The organism is Providencia sp. PROV202, from assembly GCF_028479565.1.
In the GTDB taxonomy this organism is placed as follows: Bacteria; Pseudomonadota; Gammaproteobacteria; order Enterobacterales; family Enterobacteriaceae; genus Providencia; species Providencia zhijiangensis.
The window spans coordinates 196,221-218,397 of the sequence record NZ_JAMPNV010000010.1 but is presented as its reverse complement, the minus strand read 5'-3'; the positions used below and the strand labels follow the sequence as shown (position 1 = coordinate 218,397).

24 protein-coding genes are annotated in these 22,177 nt (G+C 44.9%); 6 read left to right on the top strand and 18 right to left on the bottom strand.

Annotation, left to right across the window (positions count from 1 at the left end):
• Positions 1-46: 46 nt before the first annotated feature.
• From PR799_RS07325 to pdxB, 4 genes are all read right to left on the bottom strand, one after another.
• Entirely contained in the window at positions 47-754 is a 708-nt protein-coding gene (locus tag PR799_RS07325) for a DedA family protein (RefSeq protein ID WP_154628901.1), read from the bottom strand.
• 35 nt (positions 755-789) lie between these two features.
• Entirely contained in the window at positions 790-1,605 is an 816-nt protein-coding gene (gene truA, locus PR799_RS07320; protein ID WP_154628902.1) for a tRNA pseudouridine(38-40) synthase TruA, read from the bottom strand.
• The gene (locus tag PR799_RS07315) at positions 1,605-2,615 is read right to left on the bottom strand and encodes an aspartate-semialdehyde dehydrogenase (RefSeq protein WP_154628903.1); all 1,011 of its coding nucleotides are present in this window, start codon (positions 2,613-2,615) and stop codon (positions 1,605-1,607) included. The genes truA and PR799_RS07315 overlap by 1 nt, the downstream gene beginning before the upstream one ends.
• A gap of 72 nt (positions 2,616-2,687) precedes the next feature.
• Positions 2,688-3,812, bottom strand: coding sequence for a 4-phosphoerythronate dehydrogenase PdxB (pdxB, locus tag PR799_RS07310; protein ID WP_272521604.1), 1,125 nt, complete (start codon positions 3,810-3,812; stop codon positions 2,688-2,690).
• 266 nt (positions 3,813-4,078) lie between these two features.
• Between pdxB and PR799_RS07305 the strand changes: the two genes are divergently transcribed.
• On the top strand, positions 4,079-4,939 hold the full coding sequence (locus PR799_RS07305; protein ID WP_272521603.1) for a hypothetical protein: 861 nt from the start codon (positions 4,079-4,081) through the stop codon (positions 4,937-4,939).
• Positions 4,940-4,950: 11 nt separating this feature from the next.
• Here PR799_RS07305 and PR799_RS07300 read toward each other — a convergent pair whose 3' ends face one another.
• Positions 4,951-5,748 carry an AraC family transcriptional regulator gene (locus PR799_RS07300; protein ID WP_154628905.1) on the bottom strand — a complete coding sequence of 266 codons (798 nt, stop codon included), beginning with the start codon at positions 5,746-5,748 and terminating at the stop codon, positions 4,951-4,953.
• A gap of 98 nt (positions 5,749-5,846) precedes the next feature.
• Here PR799_RS07300 and PR799_RS07295 point away from each other — a divergent pair, with 98 nt between their 5' ends.
• The gene (locus PR799_RS07295) at positions 5,847-6,767 is read left to right on the top strand and encodes a DMT family transporter (protein WP_272521602.1); all 921 of its coding nucleotides are present in this window, start codon (positions 5,847-5,849) and stop codon (positions 6,765-6,767) included.
• Between the two features lie 158 nt (positions 6,768-6,925).
• On the opposite strand, the gene PR799_RS07290 is transcribed toward PR799_RS07295, so the two are convergent.
• The 5 genes from PR799_RS07290 to tctD all read right to left on the bottom strand — a co-directional run bounded on the left by PR799_RS07290 (position 6,926) and on the right by tctD (position 10,838).
• The gene (locus PR799_RS07290; RefSeq protein ID WP_272521601.1) at positions 6,926-8,068 is read right to left on the bottom strand and encodes a type II toxin-antitoxin system HipA family toxin; all 1,143 of its coding nucleotides are present in this window, start codon (positions 8,066-8,068) and stop codon (positions 6,926-6,928) included.
• 9 nt (positions 8,069-8,077) lie between these two features.
• On the bottom strand, positions 8,078-8,266 hold the full coding sequence (locus tag PR799_RS07285; RefSeq protein ID WP_272521600.1) for a hypothetical protein: 189 nt from the start codon (positions 8,264-8,266) through the stop codon (positions 8,078-8,080).
• Positions 8,256-8,597 (bottom strand): helix-turn-helix transcriptional regulator, encoded by a 342-nt coding sequence (locus PR799_RS07280; RefSeq protein WP_272521599.1) that lies wholly within the window; start codon positions 8,595-8,597, stop codon positions 8,256-8,258. The genes PR799_RS07285 and PR799_RS07280 overlap by 11 nt, the downstream gene beginning before the upstream one ends.
• 139 nt (positions 8,598-8,736) lie before the next feature.
• Positions 8,737-10,173: a sensor histidine kinase gene (locus PR799_RS07275; RefSeq protein WP_272521598.1), complete on the bottom strand. Its 1,437-nt coding sequence runs from the start codon at positions 10,171-10,173 to the stop codon at positions 8,737-8,739.
• Positions 10,170-10,838, bottom strand: a complete 669-nt coding sequence (tctD, locus tag PR799_RS07270) for a transcriptional regulator TctD (RefSeq protein WP_154628911.1) — start codon at positions 10,836-10,838, stop codon at positions 10,170-10,172. The genes PR799_RS07275 and tctD overlap by 4 nt, the downstream gene beginning before the upstream one ends.
• 342 nt (positions 10,839-11,180) lie before the next feature.
• Here tctD and PR799_RS07265 point away from each other — a divergent pair, with 342 nt between their 5' ends.
• Genes PR799_RS07265 through PR799_RS07255 form a run of 3 tightly spaced genes read left to right on the top strand, consistent with a single transcriptional unit; the run spans position 11,181 to position 14,116 of the window.
• Complete coding sequence (locus PR799_RS07265) at positions 11,181-12,155, top strand: Bug family tripartite tricarboxylate transporter substrate binding protein (protein ID WP_272521597.1); 975 nt, start codon at positions 11,181-11,183, stop codon at positions 12,153-12,155.
• A gap of 10 nt (positions 12,156-12,165) precedes the next feature.
• Positions 12,166-12,597, top strand: coding sequence for a tripartite tricarboxylate transporter TctB family protein (locus PR799_RS07260; protein ID WP_272521596.1), 432 nt, complete (start codon positions 12,166-12,168; stop codon positions 12,595-12,597).
• 10 nt (positions 12,598-12,607) lie between these two features.
• On the top strand, positions 12,608-14,116 hold the full coding sequence (locus PR799_RS07255; RefSeq protein WP_154628914.1) for a tripartite tricarboxylate transporter permease: 1,509 nt from the start codon (positions 12,608-12,610) through the stop codon (positions 14,114-14,116).
• A 66-nt stretch (positions 14,117-14,182) separates the two neighbouring features.
• Here the strand turns inward: PR799_RS07255 and PR799_RS07250 are convergent, their stop codons facing one another.
• From PR799_RS07250 to fabB, 3 genes are all read right to left on the bottom strand, one after another.
• Positions 14,183-14,509, bottom strand: coding sequence for a hypothetical protein (locus PR799_RS07250; protein ID WP_154628915.1), 327 nt, complete (start codon positions 14,507-14,509; stop codon positions 14,183-14,185).
• 250 nt (positions 14,510-14,759) lie between these two features.
• On the bottom strand, positions 14,760-14,936 hold the full coding sequence (locus PR799_RS07245; protein WP_154628916.1) for a hypothetical protein: 177 nt from the start codon (positions 14,934-14,936) through the stop codon (positions 14,760-14,762).
• Positions 14,937-15,097: 161 nt separating this feature from the next.
• Positions 15,098-16,309 carry a beta-ketoacyl-ACP synthase I gene (gene fabB, locus PR799_RS07240; protein WP_154602903.1) on the bottom strand — a complete coding sequence of 404 codons (1,212 nt, stop codon included), beginning with the start codon at positions 16,307-16,309 and terminating at the stop codon, positions 15,098-15,100.
• 201 nt (positions 16,310-16,510) lie between these two features.
• Here fabB and mnmC point away from each other — a divergent pair, with 201 nt between their 5' ends.
• The gene (gene mnmC, locus PR799_RS07235; protein WP_272521594.1) at positions 16,511-18,541 is read left to right on the top strand and encodes a bifunctional tRNA (5-methylaminomethyl-2-thiouridine)(34)-methyltransferase MnmD/FAD-dependent 5-carboxymethylaminomethyl-2-thiouridine(34) oxidoreductase MnmC; all 2,031 of its coding nucleotides are present in this window, start codon (positions 16,511-16,513) and stop codon (positions 18,539-18,541) included.
• A 65-nt stretch (positions 18,542-18,606) separates the two neighbouring features.
• On the opposite strand, the gene PR799_RS07230 is transcribed toward mnmC, so the two are convergent.
• The 5 genes from PR799_RS07230 to aroC form a co-directional block, all read right to left on the bottom strand.
• Positions 18,607-19,140 carry a GNAT family N-acetyltransferase gene (locus PR799_RS07230; protein WP_154628918.1) on the bottom strand — a complete coding sequence of 178 codons (534 nt, stop codon included), beginning with the start codon at positions 19,138-19,140 and terminating at the stop codon, positions 18,607-18,609.
• A 22-nt stretch (positions 19,141-19,162) separates the two neighbouring features.
• On the bottom strand, positions 19,163-19,435 hold the full coding sequence (locus tag PR799_RS07225) for a YfcL family protein (protein ID WP_154628919.1): 273 nt from the start codon (positions 19,433-19,435) through the stop codon (positions 19,163-19,165).
• A 30-nt stretch (positions 19,436-19,465) separates the two neighbouring features.
• On the bottom strand, positions 19,466-20,014 hold the full coding sequence (locus tag PR799_RS07220) for an elongation factor P hydroxylase (RefSeq protein ID WP_154602907.1): 549 nt from the start codon (positions 20,012-20,014) through the stop codon (positions 19,466-19,468).
• A 17-nt stretch (positions 20,015-20,031) separates the two neighbouring features.
• Complete coding sequence (locus PR799_RS07215; RefSeq protein WP_272521593.1) at positions 20,032-20,835, bottom strand: TSUP family transporter; 804 nt, start codon at positions 20,833-20,835, stop codon at positions 20,032-20,034.
• A 176-nt stretch (positions 20,836-21,011) separates the two neighbouring features.
• Entirely contained in the window at positions 21,012-22,100 is a 1,089-nt protein-coding gene (aroC, locus tag PR799_RS07210; RefSeq protein ID WP_108478568.1) for a chorismate synthase, read from the bottom strand.
• Positions 22,101-22,177 lie beyond the last annotated feature (77 nt).

The window sequence follows — 22,177 nt, the reverse complement described above, 5'->3', positions numbered from 1 at the left end:
AACCACAATGATATCTCACTGTAGATAAAAACTTTTTTCAAACCGATTATTGGTTATCGTTTTTTTGCGTCGCCGCACTATTTTCTTTTGCCACTGCATTTTTTTCTTTTGCAGCAGCTCGACGGTGGCGAATAATTTCAATGACACCCGGCAGAATCGAAATAAAGATAATCGCGACTATCAGTAATTTCAAATTCTTTTGTACTATCGGTAAATCACCAAATAAATACCCTGCATAGGTAAAGAGTAGCACCCATAATAGCGCACCTGTCACATTATAAAAGGCAAAATGACGGTAAGACATTTTACCCATACCCGCAACGAAAGGTGCAAAGGTTCTCACGATAGGCACAAAACGCGCCAAAATAATCGCTTTTCCGCCATGTTTTTCATAAAACTGATGAGTTTTATCCAAATAGCTACGACGGAAAATTTTTGAATCTGGGTTTTTAAACAGTTTCTCACCAAAGATACGTCCAATGGTGTAGTTCACTGCATCCCCAATAATTGCTGCAATAATCATCAACAACACCATGACGTGTACGTTTAAATCATTACTTGGCAATGCTGCTAACGCGCCCGCGACAAATAATAATGAATCCCCGGGAAGGAAAGGCGTGACCACCAACCCCGTCTCACAAAATAGGATCAGGAATAAAATTCCATAAACCCAAACACCATATTCGGCGACCAATTCCGCAAGATGCACATCAATATGTAAAATAAAATCAATGATAAAACTGATAAACTCCATGGGGTTCCTCATGTGGAGATTTATATTAACGACCTTTACAGTAGCTCATCCGCGAGAAATAGAGGCCCCATCACATTCTGTGGCAGGTTAAATTTTTCAGGATAATCCACGCTCACTAAATACAGCCCTTCCGCTTTGGCTGTCGCCGCCGCTTTCGTTCTATCTTTTAACTCTAGAAGATGTGCCATCCAATCAATATCTTGATTACCACAGCCTATCTCCAACAAACTGCCAACAATGTTTCTCACCATATGATGTACAAACGCATTGGCTTTTATATCCACAACCACATAGTTTCCGTGACGCGTGACATTTACATGCATCACATTACGCCAAGGGGTTTTTGACTGGCACTGCACCGCTCTGAACGAGGTAAAATCACGCTCACCGAGCAATGCTTGCGCCGCTTGGTGCATACGCTTTTCATCAAGCGGAAAATGAAAGTGCGTGACACCATTCGATAAAATGGCAGGTCGATAACGGTGATTAAAAATCACATAGCGATATCGACGTGCAGTTGCACTAAAACGCGCATGAAACTCATCATCTACAGGTTTACACCAGCGAACCGCAATATCGTCAGGAAGATGGGTATTCGCCCCCATCGTCCATGCAGCCTCTTTACGGTTAGCTGAAGTCTCAAAATGCACCACCTGCCCAGTCGCATGAACACCAGCATCTGTACGCCCTGCACAATTGACGGTGATTGGCTCTGCGGCAATTTTAGACAAAGCAGCCTCAAGGCAGCCCTGTACGCTTTTCACTTCTTGCTGGCGTTGCCAACCATAATAACGGCTACCGTTATACTCAATTCCGAGGGCAATGCGATGCAACTTTGGGGACTCCGACATTAGTAATACAGCTCCTGAGCCAGTTTTTCTGCTGTCTCAACCGCCATTAACGCGCCACCAAAACGAACGTTATCCGCCACTGACCAGAATTGTAAAATTTCCGGGATACCATAATCGTTACGAATACAGCCAATGCTTAAGAAGTCATTACCTGATGCGTCAGTCACTTGAGTTGGGTAATCACCCTCTTCTGAGACCTGAATATCATCAAAACGTTCAAATTCTTCGCTCGCTTCTTCTGCGCTAACTGGGCGCAGTGTCTCTAAGTGCACCACTTGCGCATTACCATAAAATACGGGTGACTGAATAAAGCTTACGGAGACTGGCAAACCGTCGTCTTGCAGCACTTTACGAACTTGCTCAACTAAACGGCGTTCTTGCACAACACTGCCTTCGCCATCTGCTAATAATGGCAGCATGTTAAAGGCTAATTGCTTAGTAAAACGACCTTCTTCAGCAGGGATGCCATTCAATAAACGCGCGCTTTGGCCTGCTAATTCATCAACGGCTGCTTTACCGTACGCTGACATCGACAGCATATTAGTCAGTGTAATGCGCCCTAAGCCAGCCGCATCCACCAGAGGTTTGATGGAAGTTAATAGTTGGCTAACATAACTGTCTGCTACTGAAATAATATTGCGGTTACGGTAATCCGCTAATACTTGCGGGTTAACGCCCGGTACCACTAACGGCACATCAGGGTCTAACGCAAAAATACCACTGTTATCAATCACAATGCAGCCTTCTTGCGCCGCTAATTCCGCATACTGTGCCGCAGCTTCTTCGCCTGCCGCGAAAAAGGCAATTTGCGCCTGCGACCAATCGAAGTCCGCGACATCTTGCACTTGATAGCTTTTACCGTTGAAGCGAATGCTCTCCCCTGCACTGCGCTCACTGGCTAGTAAATAAAGCTCACCAACGGGAAACTCTCTTTCTTGAAGCAGGGAAAGAATGCCTTCGCCCACTGCGCCTGTTGCCCCGAGTAATGCAATATTCCAACCTTCTGTCATGGTTTTTCCTCTAAAAAATCAAAGTGAAATAAGCTGTAATTAGCCACTTATTTCACCTAAAAGAATCTGTTATTAAATTTTTGCGTTAAAGCCTAATTTGCTCAGTAACTGGGCTGTCTCTTGGTTATCGCATTGAACTGTTAACGATGACCATTCACGGCGTTCTTGGTAGTGTTTACGTAATTTATCGAACTCACCGGGAATGCCAGCCACTGCACGCAGTGACGCATCATCACGTCGCACATCATACACGAGATGCACTAATCTTTTGAGCTGGCTTTGCGTTAATTTACCATTGAAATTAATGCAGTCGATATCCGGTTTCGGTAACAGCGATGTCAGAGACACATTCGCAGATTTACCTAGGAATTCGCAATAAGCTTCAAAGACTTGGGTTGTTCCTCGTGCTTTGCCCTCTAAAGTATAGCCTGCAATATGCGGCGTACCGATATCCACATACGCCAGCAATTCTGTATCCAGATCAGGCTCAGGCTCCCATACATCCAATACCACACTCAGCGGTTTACCTTGTTCAAGCAACTGTAATAGCGCTTGGTTATCCACCACTTCACCACGGCTCGCATTCACCAAAATGGTACCATCGCGTAGATTTGCTAATCGAGGTTCATCCATTAAGTGGAAAGTCGAATATTCGCCTTCCATATTGAGCGGCGTATGGAAGGTTAAAATATCAGCCTGCTCCAGTAGCGAATCGAACGGAACAAAAACTTCTTGGTCGCCTTTATCTGCTCGAGGAGGGTCACATAATACGGTATTAACGCCCCACGCTTGCAGACGTTTATACAAGCGCCCTCCCACATTCCCGACACCCACTATCCCTACGGTTTTATCGCGTAAATCAAAATTATCGCGCTCTGCCAACATCAGTAATGCAGAAAAAACATATTCAACGACAGCAATGGCATTGCACCCCGGCGCTGAAGAAAATCCAATAGTGGCCTCGGCAAGCCACTGGGTATCAACATGGTCAAACCCTGCCGTTGCCGTACCGACGAATTTTACTGGCGTATTGCTCAGTAATGATTTATTCACTTTGGTAATTGAGCGCACCATTAATGCATCTGCATCAACCAGTTCCTGTTCTGGCACTGGGCGCCCTGGTACTGCTTTAACTTCGCCTAGCTCACTAAATAGTGTTTGAGCATATGGCATGTTTTCATCAACCAAAATTTTCACGGAATTCGTCCCAATAGAATGTGTGTCATGCCCGATTTGGCTGCCACACTATACTCCAAATCGTCGATAGGCTGAATCATTTACATGACAATGCTTTTGGTTGAAATTGATAGGATAGTTGGCGGCATTTAATTTTTCTTTTTATTAAACAAACTTACAGATGAGTCTGACTACCTAATCCCAAGGATTTCATGTTTAATCAGCAAAACTACATTAAAAGTTATTCATTTTTCAGGAAGGCATTTATTTTGAAAGGCATATTGATTGTGAAAAAAGTATTACTGCCGCTACCCCTAATGTGCTCGTTTTATGCCTATGCTGGCGAACAAAACTGCTCAGCGGACACCATCGCCATCAACAATTTTAATAATTTCGTCTTTGCTCAAGAGCGCCCATTTAACGACGCATTAAAAGAGATGAATGCGCGCACCACCAGCCCAGACGACTACATCAACAACACGGTTCAGACCAAGTTTGATGATTGCGGGGCCCTAATCGAATTAACTGGTCATGAAGTTGTCAAATTCAGTATCCACGACAGCGTATCCGTCAAATCCATTGATATGAGCATGAAAAAAAATGGTAACGGATGGGACTACAAATCCGCATTTAAACTGTCTGTTATTAATCAAGATAATGTTGAAAAAACTATCTTGCAGCAAAAAATGAACGGGAAGTTTTTCACTGATCAGAATGGAAAAATAACCGAAGCCAAAGATTCTTCTTATACGACAACCCTCGATAAAGAGCGCATGTTAACGAGAGCTGTCACCACTTTTTTAACTGATGATAAAGGACGATTATCTGAATCCAACCGAGTCAGTACGCTCGAAAATGATAGTGTGAAAACAGCCTTCCTCTATGATGCGAAAAATCGCTTAGTTCGCATGCAGTCTGACTCAACCGTCAAAGAGTTTACCTATGATGATGGCAGACCGTTAACCGAAAAAACTATTGAAGAATTTTTTACCACCGAAACAACCGTGACGACCTGTAAAAGCTGGAATACGTTCGGAAGATGCACCGACGCAAAAAAAAATATCACCACATTAATTAAAGATGAACACGGAGGGAAAGATAGCGTGTACAACTACCACGCTAATATCAAATACGATTATGTATATTGATTTTCCCTCTACTATGGGGTCAGCTCTTTCATCCGAAACCGGTCTGGAGTGACCCCTGAAATTTGCTGGAACATCGCAATAAATGCAGACGCCGAACTATACCCCACATCCAAGGCGACTTCATGGACACTTTTACCTTTGTCCAATCCAGCCACTGCATGTAAGTAACGCAGGCGCTGGCGCCACTCGCTGAATGACATACCCAGCTCTTGTTGGCAACGGCGAGATAGCGTTCGCTCAGAGGTATAGGCCCGTTTTGCCCACTGGGCAAGTGTTGTATTATCCGCAGGATCTTGCTGTAGCTCCGCTAAAATCGGCGCTAACAATTTATCTTTGCTGGTGGGTAAATAGGTATCTTGGCACGGTGAAATGGCAAATTGGTCAATCAATACCTCCCCCAAACGAATATCCTGCTCGGTTTCGGGCTGAATAATGCCCCGTTGATACATATCCGTCATAATCGTGTGGAAAATGGGGCTTAAACGCACAACACAAGCCTTACTGGCCAGTCGCGGCGTATAGGCTTGGGCGAAATCAATAATACGAAATTTAACACTCTGCTTATTAAAACTCGCATGTTGAGTATTGGCAGGGATCCAGATGCAAAACTCTGGCGGTGCCATATAATGCTTACCTTCCACTTCCATTTCCATAATCCCGCAAACCACATACAGTAATTGACCAAAGGTATGGGAATGGGATTTGTATTCGGTTTGCTGGTTAATTTGTTCATGGCGCAAGGCAATAAATTCAGGCTCAATAATATTGCATTCGTTAATCTGCAGAACATCACTTTTTAAATTATTCATAGGCTGTCTGAAAAGCGTTATCGATTGTCTGAATATCAGTATATATAATATTTCGGACAGATGTATACTCCTGTGACTGATTAGGGAGAACGTTGTTAATGAAATATTTCCTGTTTCCGCTGGCCGCGGTTTTATTATGGTCCATAAATGCCATCGTCAACAAAGCCGCTGCAACGGCAATTGACCCTGCTGCTATTTCGTTTTATCGCTGGGCTCTGGCATTTTTAGTCATGACCCCATTTGTTCTGCGCTCGGTACTGCGCCATGCCAAAGTGGTTAAGCAACATTGGTGGCAACTGGCCATCTTAGGTGCTTTGGGGATGATGCTGTATCAAAGTTTGGCTTACTATGCCGCACATACGGTAAGCGCGACATTTATGGGTGTTATGAACTCATTTATTCCGCTATTAACTGTGGTGATTAGTATTTTTGTTCTGAGGGTGATCCCAACCGTTGGGATTGTTGTTGGTTCCGTTCTGTCTCTATTTGGATTAGCTTGGTTAGTCAGCCAAGGAAACCCAAGCTCATTACTGGATAATGGATTGGGTCAAGGCGAATTGCTGATGATCATCGCTTCCGCCGCTTATGCCCTATACGGGGTATTAACTAAGCGCTGGTCGATTCAACTTTCTAGCTGGGACTCCCTGTATGTTCAGGTATTCTTTGGGGTTTTATTATTAATTCCAAACTTCTTGATGGCTGATGATGTAAGCCTTAACAGCAATAATATCGGGTTAGTTTTATTCGCTGGGATTGCCGCATCGATTCTGGCTCCAGCAATGTGGATCCAAGGTGTACTGCGTTTAGGCGCCAATACCACCTCTATCTTTATGAACCTTGCCCCGGTATTTACTGCCATTATCGCGGTATTCACCCTTGGGGAAGAGCTAAAGAGTTACCACTTAATTGGAGGCGGTATCGTGTTACTCGGTGTGATGTTAGCCCAACAGCTACGCACCCCGCTCACTCAGCTATTTTCTCGCAAGAAAAAAGCGTTAGAAGAAGATACTTGCCAGTAAGCCATATTAATAGCTAATAGCTCGATTGATTAAAAGCCCCATAATCTACTTCAAGGTTATGGGGCTTTGTTTATTTCATGTCTTTCTAGCTAATCACACAGACCAATTTGCACCTAAAAAAATGCATAAATTTGATAATGACTGTTTTTAGATGCAAATTAAGTAATTCCTAGCTCTTTGCCCCCTAAATAGCGGGCATGCAAAAAGGCAAGTTCAACAGCATCTATATCGGCGCCAGTGATACCGTAATCCTCAAAATAGTTACGCCACTCTCTAACAACCAGCCAGATTTTATTAATTTCATCAATTGCTTGGTTTCGGTTTAAACCAAAACGTTCACACCAAGAAAGTGCATTATTCAATGTCGCTTCCTTACCAAACTCACCAACACCAAGATGTAATCGTCTATATTGTGAATGTGAAGGCCGAGGAACCACATCGTATAATGGACTAAGACGCCACTGTAAGATAACTGGATTATTAAGTGTTTTTCTTTCTACCGTTGGAATTTGCTCCGGGTATTCAGTCAAGACAAAGCCGTGATTTCGTAAGTGGTCGTCATCATTATTAACGAAAATATTGAATATCATTCTTCGATAGAGTTCTTTTAGATCCTCTCTAAGATGGTTCGCATCTAAATAGTGTCGCATTGCATCGGCTAACGCTGCATAACTACTTTCAATGGATGACATTTCATGAATATTCATTAAAGTGAGCCCTGATATAAAATGCCTTCTTCCTGTCGTGTGTCCCGCACCAACACGATCAAAACGCTTAATCAGCATAGCAAAATTACCTGAACCAACTTCTTCAAGACGCGTCTCAGGTACATTTAATCCGGCAGAATGAGCTAATCTTAATGTGGCATGCTCGATAGCTGGATAACAAAAACCACGATCGGTATTAGAAGCAAATTTTGCAAGCCAATGTGTTCCATCTTCCACGATAACCGTCGCTTTTGGGCGCATCCCTCCCATACTCGAGCCTGCATCAAATATCCCATACAAATTAGCGGGTAAAGGTGCACCATTTTCAATACGTTCAGCTGCATCAAAAAGATATCCCAATGACTTAATATCTGGTGACGTTCTAAGCTCTCTTGCTGAACTACCTTCAAGAGTAATATCCAGCGCTCCTGTTCTATTACTGCCAGCTTCAAGAAGATAAACTGATTCCGGTAGAGAGTTTGCTGGTGCGCGTTTTTTAGCTTCAATAACTCTCCGCCCCCATGCATCAGGTGCTGCATCTCGGATCCCACCAAATAATGTTGACTCATGAGCAAATAATTTTTGCCCCGCCACTAATTGTCCTTAAAGCATCCCAAGCCCAATAGGGTCAATTTCTATTGCACCGTTACGTTGCAAATATTTCAAACCATAAACAAAGCTTGAGCTTAATAGCTCTGAGCCTTCTTCTTGTATGTGTAGTTTTCCCGCAGGAACGGATTCGATAGTACAGGGTAAGAATGCATGTACCATTAGGTTTTTATTAGAAATCATACTCTTCAAGTTCCTTGTCACTTAATGGACTCGCTCTTCGAGGTTGATTCATTGCTTCCAATGCGCTTACTGCATTATCTTTTTTATTCAATGCATCGGCGAGTGTTGCTCCTGCACGAACAATGTCTAGATAACGCAAAATCTGACCAATGGCGATGCCCGGATCACCATTTTCAATTCGACTCACGGTATTACGGCTCAGATTTGCTCTGACGGCAACTTCTGCCTGCGTCATTCTGCGGGCAATTCGGCTTTGCGCCAAGGAATTACCTAACGTAGAGAGCTGAAGAGATTGTTCATGAGAAAGTAATGTCTGTTGTGAACGCTTCATAATGCACCTAAAATAAGTCATAAAGTCTATAATGCTTTATTTTAGGTGCAAATGGATAAAATTCAATCTATTCGATATTTTGATTTTACCCAATTGTCTGTTTGAATATTTAATTAGCTAAACATGATGTGGATACCCACTATGTTCTCTTCGGTGCCCGGCTCGCTTTCAACGTGATCCGTACCAACAATCCACCGAGATGTTCACTCTTTAACAGCTGCAATTCTGAGCCGTGGTAGCTGGCGATATCTTTTACAAGAGCCAAGCCCAGCCCTGACCCTTCCAGTCCTTTGGCATTATTCAAGCGCCTAAAGGCTTTTAATGAACGGTGAATATATTTGTTTTCGATACCCGGCCCTGAGTCTTCAACTTCCAGTTTAATCATGGAATTGCGACTTTCATCTGCCACGATTCGCACCGTAACAATCCCCTGTTCAGGGGTATATTTAATCGCATTATCAATCAGGTTCGCACACATTTCCGCCAGCAAAATAGCATCCCCTTTGACCCAGCAATGATCTAATCCTTCATAGCCTAAATCAATCTGTTTACTTTCGGATTGTCCCAAACGGGTAAAACAGACTTGCTGAACAATTTCCACCAAATTGACCGCACGATAAAGCCTGATCGCCTCTTTTTCGTGCTCTTTTAAACGCGCAAGCTGCAATAAGCGGTCAGTTAATACGATAGTGTTATCTAAGGTTTTATTAATCGCCTGCAAACTTTGTTGTTTCTGTTGCTCATCATCGCTATTAAGTGCCACTGAAACTTGCGTTTTTAATACCGCTAGCGGGGTTTTTAGTTGATGGGAAGCATCCGCACTGAAACGTTCTTGACGCTTTAACATCCGTTTTAACCGCTCCACATAGCGGTTCAAGGCATCTACAAGCGGCGAAAGTTCCGACCATGGCAACACATTCGGGATTGGTGTGAGATCATTCGCAGCGCGACCGAGCATTAAATTAGAGAGTTTTTTCAGTGGTGTTAATAGCTTACGCAACAGTAAATACGCCAATATCAGCGTCACGACCACGACGGTACCTTGGCTCATCAGCGCAGAGATCAGCAATTGATTTGCGAAATCTTGCCGCGCATACACCGTTTCTGCGACGCGGATCTCCACCATGCCCTGGATACCACCTTCGTTAATCGGCTGGAAAAAGGTCGCCACACGAATGGGCAGCCCCATGTATTCCGCATCATAAAAGTAGACTAAAGCAGTGTAATGTTGAGAGCGCATCCAATAAGGAGGGATTGGCGGTAGATCATCATAACCAGAAATGGTTTCCCCGTGAGGGGCGATGACTTGGTAAAACAGACGGTCATTATTATTCAGCTCAAAGCTATCGAGCACCACATAAGGAACGTTCACTGAAAGATGTTCATTCACCACCTGTAAGCGTTCAGCCACGGTTCTCGCCGACGCCAGTAATGTCCGGTCATAAGCGAGGTTTGCCGCATTTTTAGCACTATAATAGTGGGTATAAACGGAGAAACTTCCCAACAAAATGAGGGGGATACCGAAAAAAAGCAGCAACTGATGAAAGAGAGAGCGTGGATGAGAGACTAATTTCATACACTACACTGCTCTAATCGGTATCCCAATCCGCGTAAAGTATTGATATTGATATCTGAACCTGTGAGTTTTTTGCGAACCCGATGCACATACAGTTCAATACTTTGTAAATTGGCTTCATCCGACAGCGAGAATACCTGCTCAAATAATTGTGTTTTTGAAACAGGTCGCCCTCTGCGATGAAAAAGCGTATTCAATACCGCGTATTCTCGCGGCGTTAAACCTAGCGGTTCCGCCTTCAGTGAAAAATAACCGTCATCATGAAAACAGAGGTCACCAAAACATTGGTCGCTATTCACATTCCCTTGACTACGGCGTAAGAGCGCGCGCACTCGAGCCTCTAATTCAGCGATATCAAAGGGTTTAGTCAGATAATCATCCGCCCCTGCATTCAGCCCTTTCACGCGGTCGGCCACATCTGAGTTCGCCGTTAATAGCAGAACAGGTGTTTCTTGATGACGTTTGCGCATCTGGGCTAATACATCTAAGCCACTCATTCGTGGTAATGAAACATCCAAGACCACCAACGAATAATTTTCGGTTTGTAATAGCTGATCGGCGATGTAACCATCACTGGCGATGTCCACAGCAAATCCCGATGCCGTTAAGGCTTTCTGTAACCACAAAGACAACTCGTCATGATCTTCAACCAATAACATTCTCATTAGTCGCCCACTCATTATGATTATTTATGCGTATAAGTTGGCACTCTCTCGATTGAATGAAAAGTGTTAAACGTGATTTTTACCGAAGCTATCACAACTATCCTTCGTTAACCTGCTGCCACAAAAAAAAATTAACATCAAATTAACATAATCAAGAAGAATAAATATAAAACAATCTGATATGTATCACATAAAAATAATTTTATTTGTTAATGAAAGGTAAATGAAAGGTTCTCAATACAATGATGCATAGCGAACCAACATTGTCCAAAGCTATTCATCGACAACGACATAACCAACAACAACCAAGTAACTTAATTATTGTCTAGTGAGGAATGAAGCATGAAGAAGTTCACAATCAATGCATTAGCAGCAGCAATTTTTTTAGTTGGCGTTAACCAAGCAATGGCGTTACCCGAAAGAACAGAATGTATTGCCCCTGCCAAACCTGGCGGTGGCTTTGATTTAACGTGTAAACTCGTTCAAGTCTCCATGCTGGAAACCAAAGAAATAGAAAAACCGATGCGTGTGACTTATATGCCTGGAGGAATTGGTGCCGTTGCTTACAACGCCATCGTGGCTCAACGCCCAGCGGAGCCGGGCACCATCGTTGCATTCTCTGGTGGCTCCTTACTCAACCTTGCTCAAGGTAAATTTGGTCGTTACAACGAAAATGATGTGCGCTGGCTAGCAAGTGTTGGCAGCGACTATGGCATGATTGCCGTGCGTGCCGACTCCCCTTATAAAACTTTAGGCGAACTGATGGACGCCTTCAAAAAAGATCCAAACAGCATTGTCTTTGGTGCGGGTGGATCCATCGGTAGCCAAGATTGGATGAAAACGGCGTTACTGGCCAAAGCTATCGATTTAGACCCACGTAAAATGCGCTATGTGGCTTTCGAAGGCGGCGGTGAAACACTGACAGCTTTGTTAGGCAACCACGTCCAAGTGATCTCCGGCGATATTAGTGAAATGACCCCGTATATCAGCGACGGAAAAATCCGCATCCTAGCGGTGTACGCCGATAAACGCTTACCCGATGCCTTAGCCAATATTCCAACCGCTAAAGAGCAAGGCTACGACATTGTTTGGCCAATTATTCGTGGATTCTATATGGGACCAAAAGTGTCCGATGCGGATTACAACCAATGGGTTGAAGCCTTCCAAAAATTACAACAAACCGACGAGTTTAAAAAGCAACGTGAATTACGTGGCTTGTTTGAATACAACCTATCGGGCCCAGAATTGGACGCTTACGTGAAAAAAGAAGTTGAGAATTACCGTGAGCAAGCGCGTTCCTTCGGATTAGCGAAATAACGGAGTCACCATGAGCCAACGCATATTTGCCATAGTCTGGCTAATACTGTGTGGGATCGGGCTGTATATCGGCTGGGGCATCCAAAGTGAGTTTACTTATGAACCACTGGGCCCCCGCCCCTTCCCGATAGCCATACTGTCATTAATGACCCTATGCGCCCTTGCACTTCTATTGGGTCGCCAAGAAGCAATTGAATGGCCAAAACCGTATGTTTTGCGCCGTTTAGTCTTGTTAATCATTGCATTAGTTATTTATGCATGGGCGTTGGAGTGGTTAGGTTTCCCATTAGCGACCACCTTACTGACCATCAGCGTTGCCCTGCTATTCGGTGCAACCCCGATAGCCGCTCTGATTTCCGGTCCGATTCTTGGTCTTTCGCTGTTTTACGCCTTCGACAAATTGCTCGATGTGACATTGCCCATCGGCGAACTTTTTAGCTAAGGAGAAAAGTATGGAAACGTGGATGTATTTATCTCAAGGCTTTGAGGTAGCGCTGATCCCGCAAAATATTATGATCGGGCTGATTGGCTGTTTCATCGGCACGATTGTCGGCATGTTACCAGGTTTAGGCCCTATCAACGGCGTAGCGATATTATTACCCTTAGCGTTTGCGCTCAAGCTACCGGCTGAATCCGCGCTTATTTTACTGGCTACCGTCTATCTAGGCTGCGAGTATGGCGGGCGAATTTCTGCCATCCTATTGAACGTTCCCGGTGACGCCGCGGCGATTATGACCACGTTAGATGGTTATCCGATGGCGAAGCAAGGCCAAGGCGGTATCGCTCTCTCGATTTCTGCCGTCAGTTCCTTTATCGGTTCCACCATTGCGATTGTTGGGATCATTTTATTTGCACCACTTCTGGCACAATGGTCGCTCGCCTTCGGGCCTGCTGAATATTTCGCGTTGATGGTTTTTGCTATCGCATGTTTAGGTAGTATGATGAGCCAAAATCCTGTCAAATCGCTGCTTGCAGCATTGATTGGTTTGGCGCTTGCGACCGTCGGTGTCGATGCCAACTCTGGGGAATACCGCTTTACCTTTGACAGCGTTAACTTATCCGATGGCGTCCAGTTTATCGTCGTGGTTATTGGACTGTTCTCTGTCAGTGAAATATTACTGATGCTAGAAGGCACCGCGACCGGACAAGGATTGATCCGCAAAACGGGTCGAATGTTATTTAGCAAGAAAGAAGCTAAAGCCTGTGCGGGTCCAACATTACGCTCCTCATTTATTGGCTTCTTTGTCGGAATTTTACCGGGTGCGGGGGCAACTATCGCCAGCGCCATCACCTATATGACAGAGAAAAAAATTGCGGGTGATAAAGGGACATTTGGTGAAGGGGATGTTCGCGGTGTCGCGGCACCTGAAGCCGCTAATAACGCCTCTGCCTGTGGGTCATTTATTCCGATGTTAACTCTCGGTGTTCCGGGTTCGGGTACGACAGCGGTTATGATGGGGGCACTGACCCTGTATAACATCACTCCGGGTCCGGGAATGTTTACTGAACAACCACACATCGTTTGGGGATTAATTGCCGCACTGCTTATCGCTAACGTTGTGTTGTTAGTGATGAATATTCCGCTGATCGGCTTATTCACGCGAATGCTCACCGTGCCATTGTGGTTCTTAGTCCCTGCGATTGCTTGTGTCTCTGCGGTGGGGGTTTACGCGGTACATAGCACCACTTTTGACTTATTACTGATGATGGGGCTTGGGGTATTCGGCTATATCTTGCGGAAGATGAATTTCCCACTATCTCCGCTGATCCTCGGGTTTGTTTTGGGTGAGATGCTAGAGCAAAACCTGCGCCGCTCGTTGTCTATCAGTAATGGGGATTTCAATATTCTGTGGAGCAGTACTATTTCTAAGAGCTTATTAATTCTAGCGGTGCTGGTGCTGGTGTTACCACCGATTGTGAAGCTTATTCGCAAACGCCGCCAGCAAACCGCGCAAGCCTAATTCCTACTGTACGTTATGACTGTCAGACTTAGCCCCATGAAAATGGGGCTTTTTTTGTTTACTAGCTCACTGATTTTCTAATTTCGGATAGCCCTGCTCGCGTAGCCATTCACGGCCCACATCAATGGTTGGTGTTTGTACAATAAAGACAAACAATGCGCCGATCATACCGCCTAACAGCGCCCCACCTAGAAAGCCACCAGAAAAGAAACCAAAGAAAAACAACATAAAGGCTAATACGGCGGAAAGTAAAACCGCCAGTCCGGTGAGCTTCCAATATTTCGCACCCATGCGTTTTTTACCTTCTTTCAGGCATTGACGAAACAAGCGCCCTTGCTCTTTTCTCTCTAATCCCGCTAATTCAGGAACACTCTTCGCCGTCCAATACGCCATCTTATCTACCTTTCTTTTTAATTAAATTTTGTCTAACGCATTTATACGCAGCTTAGAGGTAAGATACTTGCGGATAACTCTGATAATCGTCGTGAGAACATCAATATTCAGGGGGCTGAGCAGTTTGTGTGGTCAATAAAATTTGCCCCATAAAGATTTCGGGGCAAACTTTTTGATTAATAAAAGGGATACTTCAGTAACTCAGCAAAACAACGTTTTTATTATTGCGTTTTGCCAATATAAGCATATTTTAGCCGTGGCGCGGATACACCGATTTTTCTTCTTGCTTTCCAAAAAGTGGATACATGATTTTAGTATTAAATGCACGCTTAATTTTGGCAGGGAACAGCCCCTTAATACTTTTAAGCAATGCATTACCCAAAATTTTCAAATCATTTTTCCAAATCTTACACCGTGTGAAATCCATATTAGCTCCTTATTGATACATTAATGGAGCAAATATCATGGCACTATTCTCATGACGATAATTTAATAAAATGATGATTATGGTGGCGACAATCATTAAGCCATAAAAAAGCGAGAGCCTTAGCCCTCGCTTTCTATTCGGTACATCTTAGTGAATAAGACTTACGCTTTGTATTTGCTCATCACTAACGTTGCGTTGGTACCACCGAAACCGAAGCTGTTAGACATCACTGTGTTCAGTGCTTGCTCAGTTGGTTGGGTGATGATGTTCAAGCCTTTCGCTTTCTCATCTAAATTCTCAACGTTGATGCTTGGTGCGATAAAGCCATGCTCTAACATCAACAAGCTATAAATCGCTTCTTGAACGCCTGCTGCACCTAAAGAGTGACCCGTCATCGCTTTGGTTGCAGAAAGTGCAGGGCAATCATGACCAAACACTTCTTGGATAGCTTCTAACTCTTTAGTATCACCGACTGGCGTTGAAGTGCCGTGTGTGTTGATGTAATCAATTTTATCAACACCCTGCATTGCCATTTGCATACAACGCACTGCGCCTTCGCCCGATGGAGCCACCATATCAGCACCGTCAGACGTTGCGCCGTAGCCAACGACTTCTGCGTAAATGTGTGCGCCACGTGCTAATGCGTGCTCTAACTCTTCAACCACGACGATACCGCCGCCGCCCGCGATAACGAAACCATCACGGTCTTGGTCATAGGTTCTTGATGCTTTTGATGGGGTTTCGTTGTACTTAGTTGACAACGCGCCCATTGCATCGAACTCACAGGTCATTTCCCAGCTCAGTTCTTCACCGCCACCAGCAAACACAACATCTTGTTTGCCCAATTGGATCAGTTCAACTGCGTGACCGATACAGTGTGCAGAAGTTGAACATGCAGAGCTGATGGAGTAGTTAACGCCTTTGATTTTGAACGGGGTTGCTAAGCAAGCAGAAATACCGGAAGCCATTGCACGAGTCACCATGTATGGACCCACACCACGCAGACCTTTCGCACGCATACCGTCAGAACCCGCTACTTGGTTACGTGGGGAACCACCACCAGAGCCAACAACAACACCCGTACGCAGGTTAGACACTTGGTCTTCCGCTAAACCTGAATCTTTAATCGCCTGTTCCATTGACAGGTAAGCATAGACAGAGCAATCACTCATGAAACGGCGGACTTTACGGTCAATCAGACCTTCAGTATCCAGCTTTACATCACCCCAGACATGGCTACGCAGCCCTGCCTCTTTAAATTCTTCTGAGAAAGTGATCCCGGAACGACCTTCCTTCAGAGAAGCCAGTACTTCTTCCTGGTTATTACCAATGCTGGAAACAATACCTAGGCCAGTTATGACTGCACGCTTCATTCGTTACCTCATGTCTATAATTATATGATTACGGGATTACAGGTGTCACTTTAGCTTACACTTGTACGCTGAACAAGTCCGATCAGGGTAAATATTTGTATTTTTTTTATCATGACACAAATAAGGCTTTTATGTGACGGTAGCCTTACACTGATATCAGCGTTAGAATTTGAATATGATTTTGCAATAACGGGCTTAAACGTGAAAAAGACAGCTGTACAAACCGCTCACCTCAGTTGGAATGAGGAAGGCACACCGATTTCAGAACAGTTTGAAGACATCTATTTTTCTAACCAGAATGGGTTAGAAGAGAGTCGCCATGTGTTTTTGCAGGGAAACCATTTTCCACAGCGATTTCTAACACACCAAGATGAAACTTGTGTGATTGCCGAGACAGGATTTGGTACTGGATTGAATTTTCTCGCTTTATGGCAAGCCTTCAATCAATTCAAAACCGAAAACCCCAATGCAAAATTACAACGATTACATTTTATTAGCTTTGAAAAATACCCTTTATCAAAAGCTGATTTAATCGCCGCACACCGTTGTTGGCCTGAGTTAGCCGAGCTCTCGGGGCAATTATGTGAACAGTGGCCCCCCGCTCTACCCGGCAACCATCGAATTATTTTAGAAAATGGTACAATCACCCTCGATTTATGGATTGGCGATGTAAATACGCAAATATCCATACTTAATGACAATTTAAACAATAAGATAGATGCGTGGTTTTTAGATGGTTTTGCACCTTCCAAAAATCCGCAGATGTGGAGCGAACAGTTGTTCGCTGCAATGGCAAAATTTGCTCGTCAAGGGGGGACATTTGCCACCTTTACGGTAGCCGGATTTGTCAAACGCGGATTACAGCAAGCGGGCTTTACTATCATGAAGACCAAAGGATTTGGTCAGAAGCGTCAAATGCTAACGGGGGTACTAGAAAATAATCTGACTCGCCCGATGGCACCTTGGTTTGCGCGTCAACCCGCATCTCATACCGATGATATCGCAATTATTGGCGGGGGTATTGCCAGCCTCACCTTAGCCCGTTCACTCAGAAAACGCGGTGCGAATGTCACTATTTACTGTCAAGACCAGCAAGTCGCCCAAAATGCGTCTGGAAACCGCCAAGGCGCGGTCTACCCCCTATTAACAGGGAACGATAATGCCCTAGAGCGCTTTTTTGTTAGTGGCTTCCCGTTCGCCACTCGCTTTTATCAGCAACTGAGCACGCAAGGTATCGAATTTAATGGGCAATGGTGTGGGGTAAGCCAAATGGCGTATAACCCTAAATCCATCAAAAAAATCGACAACATGTTGCAAACTGAATGGCCGGAAGAGTTTGCTGCTGGCAAAGATAGGCAACAACTCAGTGAAATTAGTGGTGTGGATGTCAATCATCGAGGTATTTATTACCCCACTGGCGGCTGGCTATGCCCTGCACAATTATGCGAAAGCTTAGCGCAAAAACTCGCTGAAGAAGGCGTTAATTTCCACTTTGGTCTGTCAGTCACTGACTTACAACGTTCAGAAAACAGCTGGGAACTGACATTCGATAACCACAAAAAAGCCCATCATCAAACCGTGGTGATTGCCAATGGGCACTTACTGAATCAGTTTGAGCAAACGAAAAACTTGCCTATCACGCCTGTGCGCGGGCAAGTGAGCCATATTCCGACTAATCCCACATTACAGCAATTAAAAACCGTGCTGTGCTTCGAAGGTTATATGACGCCAGAAGATGCCACAAACCAGCACCACTGCTTGGGGGCAAGTTATCAACGCGATAATTTGAGTCTTGAATACTCCGAGGAAGAGCAGCAAGAAAATCTGCAAAAGTTGCTCACCAGCTTACCGGATGTGGATTGGACAGCGCAGGTGGATATCTCTGACCAACAATCTCGCCAAGGGATCCGCTGCGTGATCCGCGACCATATGCCGCTACTTGGTAATGCCCCTGACTTTGATGCCCTGATGCAGCAATATGCGGATTTACCTGACCAACTGCATCGCGAAAAATCCCTCTCGCCATCGCCAGCGTATCCAAATCTATTTGTATTTGGCGCATTAGGAGCACGAGGACTTTCCACTGCCCCACTGTGCGCAGAAATCCTCGCGGCGCAAATTTTTGATGAACCCATGCCTGCCGACGATGACGTACTTGCCGCATTACATCCAAATCGTTTTTGGGTAAGAAAACTGCTGGCGGGACGACCAATCACCACGAAAGAGGCGTAAACAAAAGAAGCATAAACGAAAAAGGGCTTCCATTTGGAAGCCCTCAGTACGAATCAATATTGAACTTAATTCACGTTCAATAGCATGGCGCAGCGATCAATTTTTTGAAACCCTGCATCCACTTCGTGTTGCAAGATATCTTGTAATTCGCTCGTCAATTGCGTCTCTTCCATTATCGAAAAACCAAGGCGCTGATAATACGGTGCATTCCACGGAATATCACGAAACGTGGTCAGTGTAACCTGACCAATCTGTTGCGACTGAGCAAACTCGATAACCTGCTGAATAAGCTGCTTACCTAAGCCCTGCCCCTGCGCTGACTGCTGAACTGAAAGCTCCACAATATGCAGGCTATCGCTCAAATGCTCCGCCATAATAAAGCCAACTGGCTGGTCATGATGATCCACCGCGAGCCACTCTAAGCCATTCGCAATACACTCAACGTGGTTTTCTAGCGGTTGAACCTCACCTTGGGCAATCCAATCAAACTTAGGATGTCCGGCAAAAGTCTGCCCCGCTGACGCTTCTACCTCAGGTAAGAATTGGGCATCTTCTTGGGTTGCTAATCGAATGGAATACATATCATTAATGGAAGACATATAATCAATACAATCCGTAAAACTAACGCACGGTATCTAACAGTGTTTTCCACATACCCAGCACCAAAATTTGATCTGGTGGGGTCAGTTCGCCGGCTTTAATAGCATTTTGGATACTCAGCTCAACGCGCTGATACAGTGCATCAGCACTGGTTTCATTCTCTTCTTCCAGTTCTGCCACAGCAAGGGTTAAGTGACCACGCAGATAGCCACCAGCAAACAGCTCATCATCGCTGGCGTGTTCAACCATATCATCAATTCTTGTCAGTATGCGTGTTTCAAAATCCGCAAGCATGCTTAATCCTTACTGTAGTGAGAGATTCTATTAGGCGAAAATATCTTCCGGATAAGGGAACAGTTCCGCGCAAAGTGGAGGTGTATTGTAAAACGATTGTAACGCATTAATAAAGCGCAGCGGTCTCTCTGGGATACCTTTTTCGAGGTACTCCATCACTTGGGCATGCACTTTGCGCATAAAAGCGATACGGTCGGGTTCGAAATCCCCTTCTAAATTGTCGCAACTCACATTAAACGGGATGCCCGTTGCCACACAGAAAAACCAATCTAGCGCTTGTGGTTTAATTTCAACCACTTCAAAGTCACACTGGGTTTTCTCATCACGACCATCTGGGCAGTACCAATAACCGTAATCCACTTGCTGGCGACGTTTTTCCCCAGCAATGCACCAGTGAGAAATTTCATGGAGTGCACTGGTAAAAAAGCCGTGTGCAAACACAATTTGGCTGTATGGCGTGGTGTCATCGGCAGGTAAGTAGATAGGCTCGTCGTCCCCTTTTACCAATTTGGTATTGTACTCTTCGCCGAAACACTGTTCGAAAATATCAATAAGTTGCTGATAATGATGTTGGGTCATGGAACGCTTAAATCATCTTAAAATAATGTGAGAAACCAAGCTTTAATATCGTCACCGTGGCTGTCATTTAACAGCTTAATACTCATTAAGAGTGAAATCACGACGATCATCGGCCTGATAAGTTTTTGTCCTTTGGTTAACACTAAGCGAGCGCCAAGTCTCGCTCCAACCATTTGACCGGCAAGCATAACAAAACCGAGTACCCAAAGAACATGACCTCCGATAATAAAAAAGATCAAAGATCCAAAATTGGAGGCGAAATTTAACAATTTTGCATGTGCGGTGGCTTTGGCGAGGTTATACCCTAATAACAGGACATAAGCGAGCGCTAAAAATGAGCCAGTTCCAGGCCCAAATGCCCCATCGTAAAAGCCGATACTCATCCCCGCAGCAACCCCAAAAATTGGCATACTGACGCGCTGAGGCCTATCTTGCACACCCAAAGATGGCGTGAGTAAGAAATAGAGCCCGACGCAGATGACCATCACTGGCAGCAACTGCTTTAAAAAAGCAGTATCAATGGATTGGATTAAAATCGCCCCGAGCATTGCCCCTATTATGGTCATGATCACAGGGAAAATTTGCTCTCGCAAATTAATGGCTTTGCGCCGTGCAAAATAGAGTGTGGCGGAGAATGAACCGCCGATAGCTTGTAATTTATTGGTCGCCAAGGTTTCCACGGGGGTGATCCCCACAGAAAGCAGCGCAGGAATAGTCAGTAAACCACCGCCCCCTGCGATAGAGTCAATAAAACCGGCAAGTAAAGCGACAAAAAACAGCAGAGCGTAGACTTCAGGCGCAACGGCGGTAAGCCAATCCATTTTACATTCCAGATAAGTGAACTATCACGATGCAGATTTGTTATCTATTGATTATCTTATTGAAAGCTAAACAATATCACAGCCCGGATGGATTATAATCGAGGTTTCATCCTAACCTTTAAATCAAAGTGGATACCCTTGCCAAGCAAGAATATCCACTGAAAAACGTCAATGCCTTATTCGAATGGTGCCACGGCGGGTACAACATCCGCACACTGCCCACGGTGACGCAAGAAGTGATCCATCAGCACAATTGCCATCATCGCTTCCGCGATAGGCACCGCGCGAATGCCCACACAAGGGTCATGGCGACCTTTGGTGATCATCTCAACTTCTTCACCATCACGATTCAAGGTTTTCCCTGACACCGTAATACTGGAAGTCGGTTTCATGGCGATATGGGCAATAATTGGCTGGCTGCTGCTAATGCCCCCTAAAATTCCACCGGCGTGGTTAGACGTAAAACCGTGGCGAGTGATTTCATCACGGTTTTCACTGCCTTTTAAGCTTACGACACCAAAACCATCGCCAATTTCTACGCCTTTTACCGCATTAATGCTCATCAGTGCATGGGCGATATCCGCATCTAGGCGGTCAAAGACTGGCTCACCTAAACCTGCTGGGACATTTTCAGCGACAACGGTGACTTTCGCACCGATCGAATCACCCTCTTTTTTCAAGCCACGTAGCAGCTCATCAAGGGCATCCAATTTGCTCGGATCAGGGCAGAAGAATGGGTTTTCTTCGACAATCGACCAATCTTTAATTTCACACTCTACGCTGCCCATTTGGGTCAAACATGCGCGAATTTGAATCCCGAATTTCTCTTGCAGGTATTTCTTGGCAATCGCACCCGCAGCAACACGCATCGCTGTTTCACGGGCGGATGAACGCCCGCCACCGCGATAATCGCGCAGGCCATATTTCTGTTCATACGTGTAATCGGCGTGCCCTGGACGGAACACGTCTTTAATCGCACCATAGTCTTGGGAACGCTGATCGGTATTTTCAATTAATAGACCGATACTGGTGCCTGTCGTCACGCCGTTGAAAACTCCCGATAGAATTTTTACTTGGTCGGGTTCACGGCGCGCCGTAGTATAGCGCGATGTGCCCGGACGACGGCGATCTAAGTCGATTTGTAAATCTGCTTCTGTCAGTGCGAGTCCCGGCGGAACACCGTCAACGATGCAGCCTAATGCTAGCCCGTGTGACTCTCCAAAGGTGGTCACACGAAACAGTTGCCCAATTGAATTTCCAGCCATTCCCTGTTTCCTATTTGCTTGCGATTCTTATACTTGTTAAGAAATATGATGTTATGCGTAATTATTATGTTTTATTT

Excerpts from the sequence above, each read along its gene's own strand:
- PR799_RS07315 (WP_154628903.1), bottom strand. The coding sequence starts at position 2,615 with ATGACAGAAGGTTGGAATATTGCATTACTCGGGGCAACAGGCGCAGTG.
- PR799_RS07245 (WP_154628916.1), bottom strand. The coding sequence starts at position 14,936 with ATGGATTTCACACGGTGTAAGATTTGGAAAAATGATTTGAAAATTTTG.
- PR799_RS07300 (WP_154628905.1), bottom strand. The coding sequence starts at position 5,748 with ATGAATAATTTAAAAAGTGATGTTCTGCAGATTAACGAATGCAATATT.
- aroC (WP_108478568.1), bottom strand. The coding sequence starts at position 22,100 with ATGGCTGGAAATTCAATTGGGCAACTGTTTCGTGTGACCACCTTTGGA.
- PR799_RS07225 (WP_154628919.1), bottom strand. The coding sequence starts at position 19,435 with ATGCTTGCGGATTTTGAAACACGCATACTGACAAGAATTGATGATATG.
- PR799_RS07250 (WP_154628915.1), bottom strand. The coding sequence starts at position 14,509 with ATGGCGTATTGGACGGCGAAGAGTGTTCCTGAATTAGCGGGATTAGAG.
- fabB (WP_154602903.1), bottom strand. The coding sequence starts at position 16,309 with ATGAAGCGTGCAGTCATAACTGGCCTAGGTATTGTTTCCAGCATTGGT.
- PR799_RS07230 (WP_154628918.1), bottom strand. The coding sequence starts at position 19,140 with ATGTCTTCCATTAATGATATGTATTCCATTCGATTAGCAACCCAAGAA.
- PR799_RS07280 (WP_272521599.1), bottom strand. The coding sequence starts at position 8,597 with ATGAAGCGTTCACAACAGACATTACTTTCTCATGAACAATCTCTTCAG.
- PR799_RS07255 (WP_154628914.1), top strand. The coding sequence starts at position 12,608 with ATGGAAACGTGGATGTATTTATCTCAAGGCTTTGAGGTAGCGCTGATC.
- PR799_RS07265 (WP_272521597.1), top strand. The coding sequence starts at position 11,181 with ATGAAGAAGTTCACAATCAATGCATTAGCAGCAGCAATTTTTTTAGTT.
- PR799_RS07325 (WP_154628901.1), bottom strand. The coding sequence starts at position 754 with ATGGAGTTTATCAGTTTTATCATTGATTTTATTTTACATATTGATGTG.
- PR799_RS07260 (WP_272521596.1), top strand. The coding sequence starts at position 12,166 with ATGAGCCAACGCATATTTGCCATAGTCTGGCTAATACTGTGTGGGATC.
- PR799_RS07295 (WP_272521602.1), top strand. The coding sequence starts at position 5,847 with ATGAAATATTTCCTGTTTCCGCTGGCCGCGGTTTTATTATGGTCCATA.
- PR799_RS07285 (WP_272521600.1), bottom strand. The coding sequence starts at position 8,266 with ATGATTTCTAATAAAAACCTAATGGTACATGCATTCTTACCCTGTACT.
- PR799_RS07220 (WP_154602907.1), bottom strand. The coding sequence starts at position 20,014 with ATGACCCAACATCATTATCAGCAACTTATTGATATTTTCGAACAGTGT.
- tctD (WP_154628911.1), bottom strand. The coding sequence starts at position 10,838 with ATGAGAATGTTATTGGTTGAAGATCATGACGAGTTGTCTTTGTGGTTA.
- truA (WP_154628902.1), bottom strand. The coding sequence starts at position 1,605 with ATGTCGGAGTCCCCAAAGTTGCATCGCATTGCCCTCGGAATTGAGTAT.
- PR799_RS07215 (WP_272521593.1), bottom strand. The coding sequence starts at position 20,835 with ATGGATTGGCTTACCGCCGTTGCGCCTGAAGTCTACGCTCTGCTGTTT.
- PR799_RS07275 (WP_272521598.1), bottom strand. The coding sequence starts at position 10,173 with ATGAAATTAGTCTCTCATCCACGCTCTCTCTTTCATCAGTTGCTGCTT.